The sequence below is a fragment of the uncultured Bacteroides sp. genome (assembly GCF_902472605.1).
Lineage (GTDB): Bacteria > Bacteroidota > Bacteroidia > Bacteroidales > Bacteroidaceae > Phocaeicola.
Genome location: NZ_CABROP010000017.1, coordinates 1 through 21132 on the forward strand (window position 1 = coordinate 1; position 21132 = coordinate 21132).

The following is a 21132-nucleotide window of genomic DNA, read 5'->3' on the forward strand; positions in this document are numbered from 1 at the left end:
AGAGCATAACCTTGCCAAGGTTAGGGTCGCGAGTTCGAGTCTCGTTTTCCGCTCGGAGGAGAAAACAGCGCAAGTTGTTTTCTCTTTTTTTATGCGTTTTCACAGAGAGAATTTTTTGGAATATCTGTTGCGGGTATTATAAGGAATTTGATATATTTGTGCCTGCAATCAGAAAAAGGAAAAAGTCATGAAAACGTATGATGTATATTTTTCGGACGGAAGTTCGAGCGATAATAAGGGGTTTTCCATCAAGACTCCCGAAAAGGCCATCCACATGGCCGAGGATATGCTGGTGAAAGGCAACAGTTACATTGACGATTATGCCGGAGGTACAATCTCGGTCGTGGCGTCCGATGGAGAAGTGGTGTGGAGCAGTCCGATACCGCCCAAGAAAAAATAACAAGTGTGTAATATATCATTAAAACCATAAGAATTTATGTTTTCTGGAATAGTAGAAGAGTATGCGGAAGTAGTGAAGGTGGTAAAGGACCAGGAAAACCTGCACCTGACGCTGAAGTGTTCGTTTGTCGACGAGTTGAAAATTGATCAGAGTGTATCTCATAACGGCGTGTGTCTGACGGTAGTGAGCATTCAGGATGGTACTTATACAGTGACGGCCATGAAGGAAACCATCGAACGTTCCAATATCGGCCTGCTGGTTCCGGGTGACAAGGTGAATGTGGAACGCAGCATGATGATGAACGGACGGCTGGACGGACACATCGTGCAGGGACATGTAGACCAGACGGCTGTATGTACGGCTATCGACGATGCGCAGGGAAGCTGGTACTTTACGTTCAAATATGATTTTGACAAGGAAATGGCGAAGCGAGGCTATTTTACGGTAGACAAAGGGTCTGTCACGGTGAACGGAGTGAGCCTGACCGTCTGCAACCCGACTGCCGACAGTTTCCAGGTGGCTATCATTCCTTACACTTACGAGCATACCAATTTCCATACCATTAAGGTAGGCAGTGTGGTCAATATTGAATTTGATATTATCGGTAAATACCTGAGCCGCATGATGCAGCTTACGAAATAAGAATGAATGGAATATTTGCTTTTCAGGCGCAGCTTCCGGAAATGCTCCGGAAACTGCGCCTGAATGTTTATAGGTCTTTCAGTAAGATATGGCTGTTCTTTTCCGTAAATTCCTTGCGGGCGTCTATCAGAGTCTGCCAAGCCGCGGAATAATGGGCGGGGTCTACCTTAAAGTCCTCGGCTCCGTTGGCATCCAGCTGGCTGAGAAGGGTACCTACGCTCAGTTGGTTGATATCGATGCCTGGAACATACTGGGGTTCGCGTGATTTTTCTTCTCCTCCGGCATCTGTTTCGTAAATCAGCCGCATGTCTTGTAATTCATACAGGATGCTTTTGGTCAATCGGATGGGAATTTTGTGTTCTGTACTGAGAGCTTCTGCCGTGTAAGGCTGTCCGCCTGTGGCAAACCGTTTACAGATGGAACTCAGTATGATGGTACAGAAGAAGTCATGGAAGCGGCGGCTGATGTGGGCCGTTTCCTTTCCAAAGTTGAAGGTAGAGACATTCTGGCTGATGTAGCTCATTTCGGCGCCGAACAGGCAGATGCTCCAGGAAATCTGTGTCCACAACAAGAAGAGAGGGATGGCAGCGAAGCTTCCGTAGATGGCGTTGTAGTTGGAGACCCATATCTGGCTGTTGATATAAAAATATTGGAAAGCTTGAAAAGCACTACCGGCCAGCACACCGGGAAGCCAGGCGTGTGAGAGTTTGACTTTCGTGTTGGGCATGAAAGTATAGAGTCCGATGAACATTCCCCAGATAAGGGCGTAGGGGATGAGACGGACGAAGAATTTCAGCATCGGGGCCAGTACCACGAAGTTCTGCATTTCCTTCACGTAGGTAGTCATGAAGATGGTGAGACCACTGGAGGCTACCAGTAAGATAGGAAGCAGTAAAATCATGGAGAAGTAGTCGGTAATCTGCCGGAATACGCTGCGGGGTTTCTTCACTTGCCAGATGGCATTGAAGCTGCGCTCGATGTTGTCAATCAGCAGCAGGATGGTGCCCAACAGCATAATCAGGCCGATACCGATAAAGATACCACTTTGGGCGTGCTCCAGGTAAGAGTTAATCCAGCTGAAAATTAATTCGGCCTGAGTGCCGGTCATTCCTTGCCGGAGCTGTGCCTCAATCAGTGTGTCGAATCCGAAGCCGCGGGCGATGGCGAACAGCAGGGCCAGAATAGGGATGATGGAAAGCAGGGTGCTGTAGGTCAGTGCAGAGGCACGTACCACGATGCGGTCGTTGATGAATTGGATGATGGAAAGATAGACAATCTTGAGATAAGTATAGAGTTTCCACTGGAGGTGAGACACCTCATCTTCTCGGATGCGCCATATTCCGTCGTCGAGGAAATGAATCAGCGCTTTAATTCGGGCATTCATGGTTCGTGTGTTTATGGTGAAAAAGAAAGCAGCCGGTCTATAAGCCGGGTTCTGTCACCCTGCGAGTGCAGGGGAGCCTGTCATTTATCTACGCCTGCCGTCACCGGCAGGCTCTAGCGGTCCACCCTCCGACGTGGGGCGAGCAACCCTCGTTAATGCCGGTTTACATGACCTTACAACTCCTAAGATGCACAGCCCGCATATCACTATACGGCTGGTAGGCTCTTACCCTACCTTCTCACCCTTACCTCCGGGTGGAGGCGGTTATTTTCTTCTGCATTACTCTGCCTTTACAGGCGGCTTTCTGTTAGGAAGTAGGACGCTCTGTGTTGCCCGGACTTTCCTCTTCTACCCAAACGGTATCAGCGACAGACCGACCAACTGCTTTCTCTGTGCAAAGGTACGCAAATAAACGGAATTTGTGCTATAATTGGCGGGATTCTTTCGTTTGCGCCCTTCTGAATGGGAGCTGGCAGGCAGGACGATTTGTCAGCGGTGTCACTATTTCACTGGTAATGAATGTAAATTTGGCAGATTTGGCAGTTAACTGCGGTTAATGCCTTTCTGTCCATTGTTAAAAGACGGAAAAAAGAACGGGAGAAGAGTACACTCGTATGGAATTTGTTCTACTTTAGCAAATGAAAAGTTAAAACAACGTCGAAATTAACATTTTAAACAATAGAAGATATGAAAACAACAACTAAGTTTGCGATAGGTTCAGTAGCAGTCATTGCACTGAGTGCTGGAGTGGCCGGAGCTACAGCGTATGCTATGATGGAAAAAAATCAGGCAAACGCATCTTTCTATGATGCTTTTGATACTGCGTCTCCTTTGCGTACGGCGGCATTGGATGCATCAAGCATGCAACCGGTCGATTTGACGAAAGCGGCAGAAAGTACGTTGAACTCCGTGGTACATATCATGTCTATTCAGCGTAGCAAGATTCAGACAATTCAACAGCCCGATATATTTGATTTCTTCTTCGGTGACGGACGAGGTCGGCAGCAGCAGGTACAGACTCCGGAACAGAGAGGTCTCGGTTCGGGTGTCATCATTTCAAAAGATGGTTACATCGTGACCAACAATCATGTGATTGACGGAGCCGATGAAATTAATGTGAAGCTGCATGACGGACGCGAAATGAAAGGACGTGTCATCGGGGCAGACCCGACCACCGACTTGGCATTGATCAAGATTGAAGGGGATGATTTCCCGGCTATCGTGGTCGGTAACTCCGACAACCTGAAAGTAGGTGAGTGGGTACTGGCAGTCGGTAATCCGTTCAATCTGGGTTCTACAGTGACAGCCGGTGTGGTCAGTGCGAAATCTCGTGGACTGGGAGCCAATCAGGTAGAGTCTTTTATCCAGACCGATGCGGCTATCAACCAGGGTAACAGTGGTGGCGCGCTGGTCAATGCGAAAGGTGAACTGGTAGGTATCAACGCCATGCTGTACTCTCCGACAGGAGCTTACTCCGGTTATGGTTTCGCTATTCCGGTAAGTATCATGACCAAGGTGGTAACCGACTTGAAGCAATATGGTACCGTACAGCGTGCATTGCTGGGTATCGGTGGTCGTGATATGGGTAACGAGGTTTATCCGGATGAAATCCGTAAGGAACAGAAGGAACTGGGTGCTACCGAAGGTGTGCAAGTCGTAGAAGTAACCGAAGGTGGCTCAGCCGACGGAATCTTGCAGAAGAACGATGTCATCCTGAAACTGAACGACGGTAAGGTGAAGACGATGGCCGACCTGCAAGGTATGCTGGCTAAGTATCGTCCGGGTGATAAAGTGAAGGTGACTGTCTTGCGTGACAAGAAAGAAAAGACCTTTACCATTACCTTGAAGAATTCTCAGGGAACGACTAAAGTTGTAAAACAGGCTGATATGGAAATCTTGGGTGCTGCCTTCCGTGCTGTGCCGAAAGAATTGAAGGAACAGTTGAACTTAGGTTACGGAGTGGAAGTGACCGGTGTGAGCGATGGAAGAATGAAAGACAGTGGCATCCGCAAGGGATTCATTATCCTGAAAGCCAACGGAAAGCAGTTGCATAGTGTACAGGATTTGGAAAACGTGATGAAAGCCGCTTCCCAATCAGCCGACCAGGTACTGTTCATGACCGGTGTATATCCGTCAGGCAAACGTGCTAATTATGCCGTAGATTTGTCACAGGCAGAATAACACATAATTAAGGTAGAAAGATTTTTTCCATATGAAGGCGCTTCGAACCTCCGAAGCGCCTTCTTTGGCTTCTGACTATAGGGGCGGACAATCTGTGCGTGGAGTGAACAATCGGGTTGTCTGCTCTGTTTCCTTTTTGATGTGTGGTTGACAAAAAGAGAGAATAGATGTAACTTTAAGAAATTTATCGATTCTTTCTTTCGAAAACCACTGTCAGAATAAAATTTTTTTTGTACTTTTGTACCCAAATCATTTTATATAGAATGAGACAGTTAAAGATTACTAAAAGTATCACTAACCGAGAGAGCGCTTCTTTGGATAAGTATTTGCAGGAAATCGGTCGTGAAGATTTGATTACTGTAGAAGAGGAGGTAGAACTCGCTCAACGTATCCGTAAAGGTGACCGTGCGGCATTAGAGAAACTTACACGTGCCAACCTACGATTTGTGGTGTCTGTAGCCAAGCAGTATCAGAACCAGGGCTTGAGCTTGCCGGATTTGATTAATGAAGGTAACCTGGGATTGATTAAGGCCGCTGAAAAGTTTGATGAAACCCGTGGTTTCAAATTCATCAGTTACGCCGTTTGGTGGATTCGTCAGTCCATTTTGCAGGCATTGGCAGAACAGTCACGTATCGTGCGTTTGCCGTTGAACCAGGTAGGTTCATTGAATAAAATTAGTAAGGCATTCTCTAAGTTTGAGCAGGAAAACGAACGTCGTCCGTCGCCGGAGGAACTGGCCGACGAGCTGGAAATTCCGGTAGACAAGATTTCGGATACGTTGAAGGTTTCCGGTCGCCACATTTCCGTGGATGCTCCTTTTGTGGAAGGAGAGGACAACAGTCTGCTGGATGTGCTGGTGAACGATGATTCTCCGATGGCCGACCGCTCTTTGGTGAATGAATCACTTTCGAGGGAAATTGACAGAGCACTTTCTACGTTGACCGAAAGAGAGAAGGATATCATCCAGATGTTTTTCGGTATTAACACGCAGGAAATGACGTTGGAAGAAATCGGCGATAAGTTTGGGCTCACCCGTGAGCGTGTTCGCCAGATTAAGGAAAAGGCAATTAGACGATTAAGACAAAATTCTCGTAGTAAGCTGCTCAAATCTTATTTGGGATAAGGTAGAGATTGATTTCCGAAAAAACAGAAGGGATGTATGAAGACAAGCTCAGTCTTGATACATCTCTTTTTGCATGTATAAAAGCCTTTTGTTTGTTAATTTAGTAGGTCTTCTTTCGGTTTTTACGCATAATTGTGTACTTTTGCCCCCATAAATTGATGAATTATGCGTTACACAAAATTTTTTTGTTTCCTGTTTCTGATGGTATTTGCTGCTTCGGCATTCAGCAAGCAGCCGAAAGATAAGAATAAATATGGTGTGTATCTGGCAGGTGTTTCTGCTTCGTTCACCGATTCATTAGTGTATTTCACTGATGTACAGTATTTGGATAGTGCGGCTGTGAATGACAAGGACATGTTGGTAGGTCGTGCTTTGTACAGTCTGCAGCTGAAGGATTACCTGGAACAGAAACAGAATGGCAAGAACCGTACATGTTTCATGTTTTTTAGCCGGAAGAAGAAAAACGTGCAGAAGGAGCTGAAAAAGCTGAAAGAAAAATATACGAAGGGCGGTTCATTGTTCCTTCAAGATGTAAATCCGGAATTCAAGTTTACAAAGCCTGACGTAGAATGAGGTGGATGAAGAAATGGGTGTATGGCCTGTTGGTAGTGTTTCTGGCGGCCTGTTCGAATGAGATTCCGGAACAACAGCCGGCCAAACGCTCAGGGCGTACCGTATTGGCTTACCTGATATCTAATAATCGTGCAGGCTCGTTGGATACATATCTGCGTAACAATGTGATAGACATGTACACGGCGTTAGGAAATATGAAGGAGTCGTGTACGTTGCTGGTTTTCTATCGTCCCTATACGAATGATGCTCCTTTGAGTAATCCTACTCTGATGAGTTTTTATACAGATGGGCGGGGGAATGTCAATAATCAACCGGCTTTGACAGGAACTAATTTGAGCTTTGAATCGATTTGTCAGGTAGCAGAAAAGAAAGAATATACCATGAACAGTCAGATTGCTACCGATCCGGCTGTTATGGAAGAAGTTTTTAAGGATATGCAGACGGTAGCTCCTTCGGACAGTTACGGAGTGATTTTCGGTTCACATGGCACCGGGTGGATGAAGGGGAACTCAGTCCTTACAAAAGCTTTTGGGGATGACAGTGGCTATCACATTGATATTCCAGATTTAGCCAATGCCTTAAAAAACAGTTTTACGAAGAAACTCGATTTTGTGCTGTTTGATGCCTGTATGATGGGTACGGCAGAAGTGTGCTATGAACTGAAAGACGTGACTTCACATTGTGTGGGTTCTGTTTTGGAGACTCCGGTCTATGGATTTCCTTACGATCAGCTTCTTCCTTATCTGTATGTAGATAGTGTAGACTATTCAGCGGTTTGCCATGAATTCATTTCCTTCAATAAAACCAATAACTTGTGGGGAACCTGTGCGGCTGTGGATTGCAGTCAGATGGACAACTTGGCCGAAGCAGTGAAAACCAAACTGTTGGAATGGAAGGAGGCGCTTCCTTCAGTTTCAATGGAGAATGTGCAGCAGTATGGGGTGAACAGTTATCGGTATTTCTCATACGATGTGCTTGATTTTTTCCGCGAACTGGGTCGCAAAAGCGGAGTGGCTGACACGGACCTGAATACGGAAATCGCTTCTGTACAGACTGCATTGAATCAGGCGGTGATTGCCAAGGAATGTCTGGCGGGACCGGAATATGAATTTGATGGTTTGACGGTAGACGATGCTCGTTTCTGCGGAATCGGCATGTACATTCCGGGAGAGTATAATCCATATGTGACGAACAAGACTTCCTGGAACAGTTACTATACACAATCTATCGCCTGGTATCGTGCGGCAGGCTGGGATGCCTTGAACTAACTGATAATTGCCGACTTCTTGACGCTTTGGGTAAACTTTCTGTGTGGTAAATTTGTTGTATTGCTTTAAGGCAGATTGATCGCTATGTGGAATTTTATCAAAGAGTTAAAACGGAAAGACCATCCGCGTTACTTAGGTGGACTGGATTTCTTCAAATACATCGGTCCGGGATTGCTCGTGACCGTCGGTTTCATCGACCCGGGTAACTGGGCCTCGAATTTTGCGGCAGGAGCTGATTTCGGCTATTCCCTGCTGTGGGTTATCACCCTGTCAACTATCATGTTGATAGTGTTGCAGCACAATGTAGCACATTTGGGTATCGTTACCGGGCTTTGCCTGAGCGAGGCGGCCACGAAATACACGCCCAAATGGGTGTCGCGTCCCGTATTAGGTACGGCGGTACTGGCTTCCATCTCTACTTCCCTCGCCGAGATTTTGGGAGGAGCCATCGCTTTGGAGATGCTCTTTCACATTCCCATCATTTGGGGAGCCTTATTGACCACAGCATTTGTCGTCATCATGCTTTTTACGAATTCCTATAAGCGGATTGAGCGGGCCATCATTGCCTTTGTTTCCGTCATCGGATTGTCTTTTCTGTATGAAATGTTTCTGGTGGAGATTGACTGGCCATTAGCAGTCCGTTCGTGGGTGGTACCATCCATTCCTCAGGGGAGTCTGCTGGTTATTATGAGTGTACTGGGAGCGGTGGTTATGCCCCATAACCTGTTTCTTCATTCGGAGGTGGTGCAGAGCCGGGAATACAACAAGCAGGACGATGCTTCCATTCGCAAACTGTTGAAGTATGAGTTCTACGATACCCTTTTCTCCATGGGAGTGGGCTGGGCCATCAACAGTGCGATGATTTTGCTGGCAGCGGCTACTTTCTTTGCCCACGGGGTGGAAGTGGAAGAACTGCAACAGGCCCAAAGCCTGTTGGAACCCTTGTTGGGTAGCCAGGCAGCCTTAGTGTTCGCTTTGGCCTTGCTGATGGCCGGAATCTCATCGACGGTGACGAGCGGTATGGCGGCAGGTTCCATCTTTGCCGGGATGTTCGGCGAGTCATATCATGTGAAGGATATCCATTCGCGGGTGGGTATTTTGCTTTCCTTGGGCGTTGCTTTGGTAGTGATTCTGTTCATTGACAACCCCTTTCAGGGTTTGATTATTTCTCAGATGGTGCTGAGTATCCAGCTGCCGTTTACCATCTTTCTACAAGTGTGGCTGACTTCTTCCCGGCGGGTGATGGGGCCGTATGCCAATTCCCGCTGGAGTACGTGGGTACTTTATACCATGGCCGTGGTGGTATCCGTATTGAATCTGGCATTGCTGTTTTCGTAAACATTTGTCAGGCTTCGTGCGGAGTGACTTCCTTCATTTTCTTTTTGAAATGATAAAGCAGCATGAGGGCGGCTACCGCAAAGGCCAGGCCGTCGGACAGCGGCATGCTGAACCATACCCCTTTCAGCCCGTAGACAGGCGGCAACCAGGCCAGTCCTGGAAGCAGGAAGAGCAGCTGACGGGAAAGGGACAGGAAGATGGAAATCCGTGCCTTTCCGATGGACTGGAAGAATTGGGTGATGACAATTTGTGCTCCGACCACGGGGAAAGCTAAGATACCGATTCGCAAGGCGAGGATGGCATCGTCCATTAGTTCCTGACTATCGGTAAACATACCCACAAAGAGTCCGGGGAACAGTTCTCCCACAGCGAATCCTACGGTAGTAATGATGCAGGCCGCCGTAATACCCAGCTTTAAAGTGTGTTTCACCCGACTGAAATGGCGGGCTCCGTAATTGTATCCCGTAATGGGTTGCATGCCCATGGTGATGCCCATCACAATCATAACAAACAACATCTGAATGCGGTTGAGGATACCGAAGGCTCCGATAGCCATGTCGCCTCCATAGCTGAGCAACCGGTTGTTAATGAAGATGACGATACAGCAGGCGCATACGTTCATCACGAAGGGGGACATGCCGATGGCAAAAATATTTCCCATGATTTTTTTCTGCAAGCGAAGGTTGGGCCGGTGGAAACGGATGTAGCTTTTCCGGTTGCAGAAGTGGTAGAGCACCCAGATCATGCCGAAAAACTGTGAGCAGACAGTAGCCAGTGCTGCTCCCCGGATGCCCCAGTCGAATACGAAGATGAAGATGGGAGCCAGGATGATGTTGCATCCCACCGTCAGCATGGACGAGAGCATGGCCTTGCGTGGATAGCCCGTGGCCCGCATCACATTGTTGAGGCCGATCATGACATACGAGATAGGACTGCCTAACAGGATGACCTGCATGAAGTCGCGTGCATAGGGCATGGTCGCTTCGCTGGCCCCGAAGAAAAACAGAATCGGTTCCAGGAAAATGAACGCCAGTCCTCCGTAGAACACGGCGTTGATGACACAGAGAATTGCCACATTGCCCAGGATGTCTTCGGCCCCTTTCTTGTCTTTCTGTCCCAGACGGATGGAAGAGAGTGTGGCACCTCCCACGCCTACCAGCGTACAGAATGCCACCAGCAGGTTCATGAGCGGGAAGGTGATGGCCAGTCCCGAAATGGCCAGTGCCCCCACGCCGTGTCCGATGAAGATACTGTCGATGATGTTGTAGAGCGACGTCAGTGTCATGCCGATGATGGCCGGGATGGAATATTCCAGCAACAGTTTCCCGATGGGAGCCTCTCCTAAGATATGCGGATTGTTCTCTTTCATGTGAAATTTGTTTATTTTAATTCTCAAAGTTAGGAATATGAACCGATATTTCAGAACTTTGCATCGTTAAATCAAACTAAACATCGAATGGACAAAACGAAATGTGTAGCTGCCCTTTTTGATTTCGACGGGGTGGTGATGGATACCGAATCACAGTACAGTCTTTTTTGGAACAAGGTAGGAAAACAATATCATCCGGAATATGAGGAATTCGGACGGGTTATCAAAGGACAGACCCTCAAGCAGATTTACGACCGTCATTTTCAGGGAATGGAGCAGGAACAGGCTGAAATTACCGACCGTCTGAACCGTTTTGAGACGGAAATGAGGTATGAATACGTGCCGGGAGTGGAAGATTTCATGCGCAGCCTGCATGCCCATGGGGTGAAGATTGCCATTGTGACCAGCTCGAACGAGAAGAAGATGGCCAACGTCTATGCCGTGCATCCCGAACTAAAGGGACTGGTCGACCGGATTCTGACGGCTGAAATGTTCCATAAATCGAAGCCGGAACCCGACTGCTTTCTGTTGGGAGCTGAGGTTTTTGAGACGGTACCGGAAAATTGCGTGGTATTTGAGGATTCCTTCCATGGCATTCAGGCAGGAAATGCGGCAGGGATGGCTGTAGTGGGACTGAGTACGACCAATCCGGCGGAAGCCATTCAGAATCAGTGCGCTTTGGTGATTCCGGATTTCCGCCATTTTACCTACGAGGCTATGATGAACTTGCTGTAACACTTGTCTGATTCAGAAAAATCGGCTATTTTTGTGGAAATTTTACTAAATAGGAAAAAGAATTATGGCAGGATATCTTTCAGGTGATACTCGTAAAGTAACGACTCACCGTTTGATTGAAATGAAACAAAGAGGTGAGAAAATTTCCATGCTGACCTCTTACGATTATACCATGGCACAGATTGTAGACGGTGCCGGAGTAGATGTAATTTTAGTAGGCGACTCGGCTTCAAATGTCATGGCCGGTAATGGGACCACTCTTCCCATCACGGTGGACCAGATGATTTATCATGGCAAGTCGGTGATGCGCGGTGTGAAACGGGCATTGGTGGTAGTAGACATGCCGTTTGGTTCGTATCAGGCCGACCCGTTCGACGGCGTGCGCAATGCTATCCGCATTATGAAAGAAACACATGCCGATGCGTTGAAGCTGGAAGGCGGAGAAGAAGTCATCGATGTGATTCGCCGTATCATCGGAGCCGGCATGCCGGTAATGGGACACCTGGGGCTGATGCCGCAGTCCATCAACAAGTATGGTACCTACGGCGTGCGGGCCAAGGAAGAGGCTGAGGCCGAGAAGCTGATGAAGGATGCCCGTCTGCTGGAAGAGGCTGGATGTTTTGCACTCGTGCTGGAAAAAATTCCGGCTGAACTGGCAGCCCGTGTGGCCAAGGAACTGACTATCCCCGTAATCGGTATCGGTGCCGGAGGGGGAGTAGACGGACAGGTGCTGGTAGTGACCGACATGCTGGGCATGACCAAAGGGTTCAGTCCGCGTTTCTTGCGTCGTTATGCCGACCTGAACACGGTGATGACCGATGCCATCGGGCATTATGTGGCCGATGTGAAGTCGTGTGACTTCCCGAATGAATCAGAGCAGTATTGAGCCTATTGTTTGGGGCATAAATAAGAGTGCATGGACTGTAGGACCGGACGGTCAGTTTCCGGCAGGTGATACAGTCTGTGCATTTGTGTTTTGGAGAAGATAGAGATATAAAAGAATAAGAACATGTGGAATCGCAATTTTAATCTTTTACTTACAGCAAATTTTTTCCTGTACACGGCGGTGTATATGCTGTTTCCGGTCCTTCATCGGTGGATGGTGGGAGAGGGAGGATACACCAACCTTCAGGCCGGATGGACCATTGCTATTTTTGGGGCTTCCTTGTATATCTTTGGAGCCTTTAATAACTATTTGGTCGATACATTCAAGCGTAAGGCCGTATGTACGCGCAGCATCTTGTTGCTGGCCTTGGTAGGATTGATATACCCTTATTCTTCGGGGATAGGAACCATCGTAGCCCTTCGGGTATTGCAGGGAGCCTTGTTTGGAGTAGCACTGATGTCGATGGGAAGTACGCTGGTTATCGACGTGACACCCAGTCACTGCCGGAACAGGGCCAATCTTACTTTCACTTGGTCGGGAGTCCTCGGTATGTTGTGTGGCATTTGGGGGGGATACAGTTTGGGAGACTTTCTTTCGTTCCAGTATGAGCTGTATCTGTTTGTCATCCTATGCATCGTTCCCATCCTTTTGGTATCAATGGTGAAAGTCTGCTTTCGCGCTCCACTGGATTTGCCGTTGCTGTCGCTTGACCGTTTCCTGTTGTTCCGCACCCTGCTTCCGGGACTGAACATGATGGTGGTACCTTTCATTTTGGGAGTAGTATTCAGCACGACTTTCGATAGTTTTTTCTACATTTGTATTATGGCCGGATTTGTGGTCTTCCTGTTGCTCGACAGGTTGTTCCGCAGCCAGGCCGACGGGCGTTTCCTGAATGCTGTGGGGCTGGTGCTGATGGGACTGGCGTTGCTGATGCTTTATCTTTCAGACGGTCGCGATTCCCTGTGGGGAGCCGGATTCCTGCTGGGATTGGGCATGGGACTTTCCCTGTTGCAGTTCCTGCGGATGATGATTTATCTTCCGCTGCATTGTGAGCGGGGAACGGGCTATCACACTTACCAGTTGCTGTGGGAGACCGGTGTGATGGTGGGCGTACTGCTCGGGCAATATGTAGCCAACTCCATGAAACGGCAGTACCTGCTGGCCTTGCTGGTCTGTATGGTGGGACTGCTGGTTTACCAAGGAGGCATCCACAGCTATTTTGTACGACGCATGAGAAACAGATAACTTAACCAATATAAAGAATATGGCAGACGACAAGAAAATTATCTTTTCAATGGTGGGAGTGAGCAAGTCATTCCAGAACAACAAGCAGGTATTGAAAGACATCTACCTATCCTTTTTTTATGGCGCGAAAATCGGAATCATCGGTCTGAACGGTTCCGGTAAGTCTACGTTGATGAAAATCATTGCCGGACTCGACAAGAATTACCAAGGCGAAGTGGTATTTTCGCCGGGATACAGTGTCGGTTATCTGGCACAGGAACCCCAGCTCGACGACACGAAAACCGTGAAGGAAGTCGTGATGGAAGGGGTGCAGCAGGTGGTAGACACGCTGGCCGAATACGAAGAAATCAACCAGAAGTTCGGTTTGCCGGAGTATTACGAAGATCCGGAAAAGATGGACGCCCTCTTTGCACGTCAGGCTGAACTGCAGGATATCATTGATGCCACGGATGCGTGGAATCTTGACAGCAAACTGGAGCGGGCGATGGATGCCCTGCGCTGTCCGCCGGAAGACCAGCTGGTGAAGAACCTCTCTGGAGGTGAACGCCGTCGGGTGGCCTTGTGCCGTCTGTTGTTGCAGAAGCCTGATGTCCTGTTGCTCGATGAGCCGACCAACCACTTGGATGCGGAAAGCATCGACTGGCTGGAACAGCACCTGCAGCAATACGAGGGAACGGTGATTGCCGTGACACACGACCGTTACTTCCTGGACCACGTGGCCGGATGGATTCTGGAACTCGACCGTGGCGAAGGTATTCCTTGGAAGGGAAACTATTCCAGCTGGCTGGAGCAGAAGACCAAGCGCATGGAGATGGAAGAAAAAACGGCCAGCAAGCGCCGCAAAACCTTGGAGCGCGAGTTGGAATGGGTGCGCATGGCTCCCAAGGCCCGTCATGCCAAGGGTAAGGCCCGTTTGAATTCGTACGACAAACTTTTGAACGAGGACGTGAAGGAGAAGGAAGAGAAGCTGGAAATCTTCATCCCGAACGGTCCGCGTCTGGGCAACAAGGTCATCGAGGCCAAGCATGTGGCCAAGGCATATGGCGACAAGTTGCTCTTTGACGACCTGAACTTCATGTTGCCGCCCAATGGCATCGTGGGAGTTATCGGTCCGAACGGCGCCGGAAAGACTACTTTGTTCCGCCTGATTATGGGACTGGAAACGGTGGACAAAGGCGAGTTTGAAGTAGGTGAGACGGTCAAGATTGCCTATGTGGACCAGCAGCACAAGGACATCGACCCGAACAAGAGCGTATATCAGGTGATCAGCGGAGGCAACGACCTGATTCGTATGGGCAACCGCGACGTAAACGCCCGTGCCTACCTGAGCCGTTTCAATTTCTCCGGTTCCGACCAGGAAAAGCTTTGCGGCATGCTTTCGGGTGGTGAACGCAACCGTCTGCACCTGGCTATGGCCCTGAAGGAAGAAGGCAACGTGCTGTTGCTCGACGAGCCGACCAATGACATTGACGTGAACACACTCCGGGCATTGGAAGAAGGTCTGGAAGACTTTGCCGGCTGTGCCGTGGTCATCAGCCACGACCGTTGGTTCCTCGACCGTATCTGTACCCACATCCTGGCATTCGAGGGAGACAGTCAGGTGTTCTATTTCGAAGGTTCCTACACGGAATACGAGGAAAACAAGATGAAGCGTATGGGCAATGTAGAGCCGAAACGCGTGCGCTACCGCAAATTGATGGAAGACTGATTTTCAGCAACTTATATAAAACATAAAAAACGCTTCGACGTTCGGAAGAAAACGTCGAAGCGTTTTTGTTTAAATGCACTTGCGTTTGAAGGAAAACGCACTTACGTTTTAGTTGAAACGCACTTGTGTTTAAGGTCAAACGTCCTTGTGTTTTTCTTAAACGCAAGTGCGTCTTTTTGAGGAGTTATAAATCTCACGGAATCAGCATGTTTTCTACTTCTTCTAAGCTGCCGTCTGTCTTTTCAGGAGTGATGTGCAGCAAACGAGCCAGCAGGGAATAAATCGATACGTTCCGGAACTTGGGTGCTTCGTATCCCTTCTTGAAGTCGGGTCCGCATGCCCGGAACATCACCTGCATATCGTCGTAGGTTGGGTCGAAACCGTGAGCGCCTGGAAGCGTCTGGGTCCCTTCTTCCACCAGCCAGCCCAGGTCGGGCAGTACGATGATGTCGCCCACTCGCGGATTGCTGCCGTAGTGCAGGTAAGCTGGAATCTCTTCTTTCTTCCATACCCGCACATGATCCAGTCCCTGCAGGGCCTGATATACCGAATCACGGTATTCCGGCTTCGTATAAATCTGTGCCGGCAGGTTGCCGTCAATCAGCGTGTACCAATTCTCTTTCAGCAGGTGCTTGATGGGCACAAAGCGGTCGGCACTCACCGTGGCCATACCGTGGTCGGCCGTCACAATCAGGTTGATGTCTTTCCCGAAAGACAGGCTCTGCAGTCCTTCCCACAAGTATCTCATGAGTCCGTCCAGTTCTTCGATGCAGCGGCGTGTTTCCTTGCTGTGCGGGCTATAACTGTGACCGTAGGTGTCGGAATCTTCAAAGTACATCATAATCAGTTGAGGCCGTTCTTCTTCCGGTAACTTCAGCAGTCGCAGGGCCTCTGCCACACGTTCTGTCTGAGTAAGACGAGGCTTCTGGTCGTACACATGATAATAGGTAGGATACTGACCTTTGACGGCAATGTCGGAACCTACCCAATAGATATTGCCCGTTTTGATGCCTTGTTTCTGGGCTGTAATCCAGATGGGTTCCCCTCCGTAGTAGGCAGGGTTGTTGCGTGTTTCCGGCTTGGTCATTTTGTAGAGCTCTTTGCGTTCCGGGTCCCAGAATGTGTTGGCCACGATGCCATGATGGTCGGGTACCAGTCCCGTGGCAAGGGTATAGTGGTTGGGGAAGGTTTTTGAGGGAAAAGAAGGAATCATGGTAGCCTTCACGCCTTCACGGGCCATCTGGTCGAAGAACGGGGTGTCGTACATCTTGGGGTAATCCCAGCGGAATCCGTCGAGGGAAACAATTATGGTGTAGTGTTTGCCGGCCCACAAGGAGAGGCAGGTGCACCACAGGAAACAGAGGATGAAAAATTTTTTCATAAGTCCGGTTTTTGTTGAGGGTTGATAAAAAAGAAAGGTGTATTGCCGCTGGTTTTGTGGGCAATACACCTTTTATGAGAAGGGTCAGTCTTTCATTAGAAAGTCAGTCTTACACCCACCTGGCAGTGCCAGCGTGAGCTGATATCACTCTTCTGGATTTCAGCCTTATTGTAAGAGAAGGCTGCATTTCCAGTATTTTTATCGAAATATTCCAGAGTCAACGGAGACAGGTTGTAAGCAGATTCATAGCTTGCTCCCCATTTCTTGTTCAGCATGTTGGCAAAGTTGATGATATCGAAAGTGAATTCCAGTTTACCCACTCCCTGTACATTGTAGATGGTCTGAGCCAAGTGCAAGTCGATTTCATGTTCCCAGTCACTTAAATTGGAGTTACGTTCTGCATACTGTCCTCTGTGGTTCTTGGCATAGCTGTCATTTTCAATCCATTGTTTGAAAGCGGCACGGCTCTGTTCTGCGGTCATCGACAAGGCTTTTCCATCTTTATCTACACCTGTAAAAATCATTTTGCTTAATTCTTCATCGGTTGGGATGTACAATAAAGAGTTGCCAGAGTATCCATCTCCGTTAAAATCCGGTTTGTCGTTCATGGTCAGACTGTAACGGCTACCAGAGAATCCATTATAAATTACAGAGATAGTGGTGCTGGTCCATCCGTTCCAGTATTTCGGGCTGCTATAAGAAGCCTGAATCATGACACGGTGAGGAATGTCAAACTTGGAGAAACCCAATTCGTTAGGAGAATTGGTGTCTACTGAATAGTTGTATTTCCAGTTAGAGTAGGCAACTGAACTTGTACCGTCATTTACAGACTTGGCATGTCCGAAAGTGTAAGATGCAGACAAGTCCAGACCGAAGTTGAAGTGTTTTTCCAACAAGGCCGACAATGCGTAGGTATAACCTTTGTTGGTATTCTTCAGGTTGACAATACTATAGTAGTTGCTCTTTGTATTACTGTATTTCGGTGCAGCAGAAGCTTCTACTCCCGGAATGGCGTATACCTTTTCTCCTGTATTGACTGCGGCCAAGTTTTCAAAGAATACGTTATTCATCGTCTTTGAATAGACACCTTCTAAGGTCATCTTCACATCGCCCGGCAATTTCTGTTCCAACGCAAGGTTGGCACGGAATACTTGCGGATACTTGAAGTCTTTGGATACGGTTACGATGTCAGGCTTGGCAGCAGTTCCAGTCTGTGAATTGGCAGCTCCCATCGGGTCATTTGCATATTGTCCTAAAGCGGGTGCGTCATTCAACCAGTTGTTTTTATTGTCTTTGTTCCCAAGTGTGGTACCCTTGCTTTCCATACCGGTGTTGTTGAAGGCATTTGACAGCCATACAAACGGTACACGACCCGTGAAAATACCTACACCACCACGCAGCAGGGTGTTGTGAGAATCATTGGTATACCAGCGGAAGCCTACACGCGGTGAGAACAATACTTTCGCGCTCGGGTTTTCACCTACACGCACATTGAAACCTTGCTGAGCGGCATATTCGTTGAAAGTTGGGTTTTCGGTCGGGTTATTGAAAATGACCGGAATGTCAATACGCAAACCGTAAGTCAGGTTGAAGTTTGTACTTACGTCCCATTTGTCCTGTGCATAGAAACCGAACTGACCAGATTTCATGGCAGGTGCCCAGCGTGTATCACCTCCAGTTAATTCCGGATCAGTGTATTTATAAGAATACTGATAGGGCTTATCTTGCAAGAACAAATCGAGGGAGTTGTAATACCAGGAACCGTTGACTGCTTGGATAAACAGGTTTTTCATACGGTAGATTTCGTTGTGTGTACCGAAAGTCAGCGTATGGTTACCCAGATACCAAGACAAGTTATCTTCTACTGTGTAAATATCTTGGTCCAAATAATTGGCGCCAGATGAATATTCCGTACCGATGTTGACGGTTACTCCTGTTTTCCCATCTGCTCCTTTTACGTTCTTTATTTGAACGGTCGGGCCTTGATAACCTACGTTACGATGGTCACGGATGAAGCTGGCAGAAGCACGGAGTTCATTGTACAGGTTCTGCCCCAGGTGAGAGTTCAATTCGGCTACGATAGAATTGGTCTTGTTGTTCATACGGTAACCACTGTTGTTGAAGGTGTAGGTGGTAGAACCCAAGCTGTAGTTGTCATCGTATGAGTTGTTGTGCTGGTAACGCAGAGCCAGCTTGTGGTTTTGGTTGATGTTCCAGTCGATACGGGCCAATAAACCGAATGATTTGTTTTCGATATCGGGTTGTGCGTAACCTTCCTGAATGCCTGTCAATGCAGCATATTGATCTGCAATCTGTTTGGCCACGTCGTTGGTGATATAGCTGTCTGTATATCCTGGATACACACTTGACGGATACGATTCCTTCTTGGCTTCTGCACTTACGAAGTAGAACAGTTTGTCCTTCACGATGGCACCGCCCAATGTTCCACCGTAAGTACGGGTGTACTGCTGGGTGAGCGGAGACTTTTCATAATCACGTACGGCGCTGTACTTACCATACATGTTCTGGTTGTTGAAGTAAGTATAGGCAGAACCGTGAGTGGTGTTGGTACCCTGCTTGGTAATGGCGTTGATACCACCTCCGGTAAATCCGCTCTGGCGTACGTCGAAGGGAGCTACGACTACCTGGATTTCCTGGATGGCATCCATGGAAATCGGATTGGCACCTGTCTGACCACCGTTGGTTCCGGATGCAGACAAACCGAATACGTCGTTACTTACCGTACCGTCAATTTGGAAACTGTTGTAGCGGTTGTTTGAACCGGCGAAGGTGATACCTCCGTTCTTGGAAGTCATGGCCATCGGCATGTTCTTCACGATGTCGTACACGTTACGGTCGACGGTCGGAGTGTTTTCTATTTTCTGTGTGGAGAAGTTATGGGCTGCTCCGGCATTAGCCTTGGCATCGGCTACCACTACTACTTCGTCCAGCAGTTCTGAACTCGGTTGCATTTCAGCGTTCAGGCTGAGTGTGTTACCCAGTTCGAGGGAAATACCCGTGTAGGTTGTCTTGTTGTAGCCTACATAGGAAATTTCAATTTTGTAGGGACCACCGGTACGCATACCTTGGATGGTGTAACGTCCGTCTACGTTGGTGACTGCACCATAAAGCGTACCTGAAGGTTCGTGAACGGCTACCACTGTAGCGCCAATAACCGGTGCTTTGGTTTCATCGAGAACTTTTCCGCTGATAGCAGAAGTGGTTACCTGAGCATTTGCGCCTACAGCCATCGCTGAAACGACCAATGCTGAAAACAGGAATTTGGAATGATGTAGCATAAAATTTAGATTAAATGAATTGTAAATCTATTTTTAGTGTTTGTCAGTTTAATACTTGTTGTTTCTGCTTAAATAAAGTCTGATTGTCAGAACTTTTCGATTGCAAAGTTAAAAAATCTTTTCAACCTGTAGAGCTTATGTTAGTGCTTTAACAAATCGGTCAAGAAATAATTAACTTTTTTACTTTAGAAGAAAGAAAAGAAATCTTTGTGGAAAAAATGTTTGTATCTGATTATGTGTGAGATATTTGTGCTTTAAGCCTTGTAACGGATTTGTAATTTTCTATGCTAAGGTGGAACTTCTCTTTATATTATTACATAAACTATGAATTTATTGCCGTTTTAATCTGTAAGTGAATTTTTCGTACTTGTGTTTTTTGCTTATTTTTGTGCCTCAAAGAATTTTGACGGAAGATGAAATTAAGATTGGAGGAGAATAAAGGAATACCAGCACATTTGTTGTGGATGCTGGCTGTGATATCGGGATTGTCGGTCGCGAATTTGTATTATAACCAGCCATTGCTGAATAGAATCAGTGAGGACCTGGGAGTTTCGGAGTTTACTGCTAACCTGATACCGATGACTACGCAGATTGGCTATGCCCTGGGATTGCTGTTTATCATCCCGCTGGGTGATTTGTACAAGCGAAAGCACATCATTGTCGTGAATTTTATGCTTTTGGTAGTGGCTACTTGCAGTATTGCTTCTTCTGCAAGCATTCCTTATATTTTAGTGGCTTCGTTGGTGACAGGCATCTGTTCGGTGATGCCACAGATTTTCATTCCGATAGCGGCACAGTTTTCGTTGCCGGAAAATAAGGCCCGCAACGTGGGAATGATGGTCAGCGGTCTGCTGACGGGGATTCTCGGTTCCCGGGTGGTCAGCGGCTTTGTAGGAGAATATTGGGGGTGGCGCACCATGTATTACATTGCGGCCCTTCTCATGCTGTTGTGTATTTTCCTTGTTCTTAGGGTGTTGCCGGATATGCCGTCGAACTTCAAGGGAACGTATGGCGGACTGATGAAGTCATTGTTTACGCTGTATCGTGACCACCCAACCATCCGGATGGTGTCTGCACGGGCTGGATGCTGCTTCGGCAGTTTTTTGGCTTTGTGGGCCTGCCTTGCCTTCAAATTGAGTGGAGAGCCTTTCCATGCAGGAAACAATGTGATTGGCATGCTCGGTTTATGTGGTATTGCAGGGGCCTTGACGGCTTCTTTTGTGGGCAGTCTGGTGCATAAGTTGGGGGTACGTTTTTTTACCTATCTGGGTTGTGCACTGATGATACTGGCCTGGGTAGTGATGTATGTCTTCCAGAATTTCTATTTGGGCTTTATCGTAGGCATTGTAGTGATTGATATTGGTATGCAGTGCATCCAGATAAGTAACCAGACGTGTGCTTTGTCGCTGGCCCCAAAAGCGACCAATCGGGTGAATACGATTTTTATGACAACATATTTCGTGGGCGGTTCGCTGGGAACTTTTCTGGCTGGTACTTGCTGGCATGCATTTGGATGGGCAGGGGTGACAGGAGCAGGAATCGGCCTGGCAGCAGTGTCTCTGCTGATTACGCTTTTCGCCCGGAATTGATTTAATATGG

The 21132-nt window shown here is 47.9% G+C and carries 16 protein-coding genes and 1 other RNA gene; 12 read left to right on the top strand and 5 right to left on the bottom strand.

What is annotated here, in order from left to right; translation table 11 throughout:
• Positions 1 to 187: 187 nt before the first annotated feature.
• Positions 188 to 400 (top strand): hypothetical protein, encoded by a 213-nt coding sequence (locus RDP42_RS05415; protein ID WP_204475638.1) that lies wholly within the window; start codon positions 188 to 190, stop codon positions 398 to 400.
• Positions 401 to 436: 36 nt separating this feature from the next.
• Positions 437 to 1042, top strand: a complete 606-nt coding sequence (locus RDP42_RS05420) for a riboflavin synthase (protein WP_022354909.1) — start codon at positions 437 to 439, stop codon at positions 1040 to 1042.
• Positions 1043 to 1109: 67 nt separating this feature from the next.
• On the opposite strand, the gene RDP42_RS05425 is transcribed toward RDP42_RS05420, so the two are convergent.
• Together RDP42_RS05425 and rnpB are read right to left on the bottom strand one after the other, a co-directional pair.
• Complete coding sequence (locus tag RDP42_RS05425) at positions 1110 to 2426, bottom strand: YihY/virulence factor BrkB family protein (protein ID WP_308762858.1); 1317 nt, start codon at positions 2424 to 2426, stop codon at positions 1110 to 1112.
• 24 nt (positions 2427 to 2450) lie between these two features.
• Positions 2451 to 2811, bottom strand: an RNA gene (gene rnpB, locus RDP42_RS05430) — RNase P RNA component class A.
• A 302-nt stretch (positions 2812 to 3113) separates the two neighbouring features.
• On the opposite strand from rnpB, the gene RDP42_RS05435 reads away from it, so the two are divergent.
• The 5 genes from RDP42_RS05435 to RDP42_RS05455 all read left to right on the top strand — a co-directional run bounded on the left by RDP42_RS05435 (position 3114) and on the right by RDP42_RS05455 (position 8910).
• Entirely contained in the window at positions 3114 to 4607 is a 1494-nt protein-coding gene (locus RDP42_RS05435) for a trypsin-like peptidase domain-containing protein (RefSeq protein ID WP_308762859.1), read from the top strand.
• A 263-nt stretch (positions 4608 to 4870) separates the two neighbouring features.
• A complete protein-coding gene (locus tag RDP42_RS05440; protein WP_021971286.1) occupies positions 4871 to 5731 on the top strand; it encodes an RNA polymerase sigma factor RpoD/SigA in 861 nt (286 codons plus the stop codon).
• 165 nt (positions 5732 to 5896) lie between these two features.
• Positions 5897 to 6304 (top strand): hypothetical protein, encoded by a 408-nt coding sequence (locus RDP42_RS05445; protein WP_308762860.1) that lies wholly within the window; start codon positions 5897 to 5899, stop codon positions 6302 to 6304.
• Positions 6301 to 7572 carry a clostripain-related cysteine peptidase gene (locus RDP42_RS05450; RefSeq protein WP_308762861.1) on the top strand — a complete coding sequence of 424 codons (1272 nt, stop codon included), beginning with the start codon at positions 6301 to 6303 and terminating at the stop codon, positions 7570 to 7572. Before RDP42_RS05445 ends, RDP42_RS05450 begins: the two co-directional genes overlap by 4 nt.
• A gap of 84 nt (positions 7573 to 7656) precedes the next feature.
• The gene (locus tag RDP42_RS05455) at positions 7657 to 8910 is read left to right on the top strand and encodes an Nramp family divalent metal transporter (RefSeq protein ID WP_308762862.1); all 1254 of its coding nucleotides are present in this window, start codon (positions 7657 to 7659) and stop codon (positions 8908 to 8910) included.
• Positions 8911 to 8917: 7 nt separating this feature from the next.
• On the opposite strand, the gene RDP42_RS05460 is transcribed toward RDP42_RS05455, so the two are convergent.
• Positions 8918 to 10279, bottom strand: coding sequence for an MATE family efflux transporter (locus RDP42_RS05460; protein ID WP_308762863.1), 1362 nt, complete (start codon positions 10277 to 10279; stop codon positions 8918 to 8920).
• 87 nt (positions 10280 to 10366) lie between these two features.
• Between RDP42_RS05460 and RDP42_RS05465 the strand changes: the two genes are divergently transcribed.
• The 4 genes from RDP42_RS05465 to ettA all read left to right on the top strand — a co-directional run bounded on the left by RDP42_RS05465 (position 10367) and on the right by ettA (position 14853).
• Complete coding sequence (locus RDP42_RS05465) at positions 10367 to 11014, top strand: HAD family hydrolase (RefSeq protein ID WP_308762864.1); 648 nt, start codon at positions 10367 to 10369, stop codon at positions 11012 to 11014.
• Between the two features lie 64 nt (positions 11015 to 11078).
• Positions 11079 to 11900 (top strand): 3-methyl-2-oxobutanoate hydroxymethyltransferase, encoded by an 822-nt coding sequence (gene panB, locus RDP42_RS05470; protein WP_308762865.1) that lies wholly within the window; start codon positions 11079 to 11081, stop codon positions 11898 to 11900.
• Between the two features lie 123 nt (positions 11901 to 12023).
• Positions 12024 to 13145: an MFS transporter gene (locus RDP42_RS05475; protein WP_308762866.1), complete on the top strand. Its 1122-nt coding sequence runs from the start codon at positions 12024 to 12026 to the stop codon at positions 13143 to 13145.
• A gap of 19 nt (positions 13146 to 13164) precedes the next feature.
• The gene (ettA, locus tag RDP42_RS05480) at positions 13165 to 14853 is read left to right on the top strand and encodes an energy-dependent translational throttle protein EttA (protein WP_303914264.1); all 1689 of its coding nucleotides are present in this window, start codon (positions 13165 to 13167) and stop codon (positions 14851 to 14853) included.
• Positions 14854 to 15046: 193 nt separating this feature from the next.
• Here the strand turns inward: ettA and RDP42_RS05485 are convergent, their stop codons facing one another.
• Positions 15047 to 16234: an ectonucleotide pyrophosphatase/phosphodiesterase gene (locus RDP42_RS05485; protein ID WP_308762867.1), complete on the bottom strand. Its 1188-nt coding sequence runs from the start codon at positions 16232 to 16234 to the stop codon at positions 15047 to 15049.
• 95 nt (positions 16235 to 16329) lie between these two features.
• Positions 16330 to 19533, bottom strand: a complete 3204-nt coding sequence (locus RDP42_RS05490; RefSeq protein WP_308762868.1) for a carboxypeptidase regulatory-like domain-containing protein — start codon at positions 19531 to 19533, stop codon at positions 16330 to 16332.
• A 413-nt stretch (positions 19534 to 19946) separates the two neighbouring features.
• Here RDP42_RS05490 and RDP42_RS05495 point away from each other — a divergent pair, with 413 nt between their 5' ends.
• Positions 19947 to 21122, top strand: coding sequence for an MFS transporter (locus tag RDP42_RS05495; RefSeq protein ID WP_308762869.1), 1176 nt, complete (start codon positions 19947 to 19949; stop codon positions 21120 to 21122).
• The last annotated feature ends 10 nt before the right edge of the window (positions 21123 to 21132 follow it).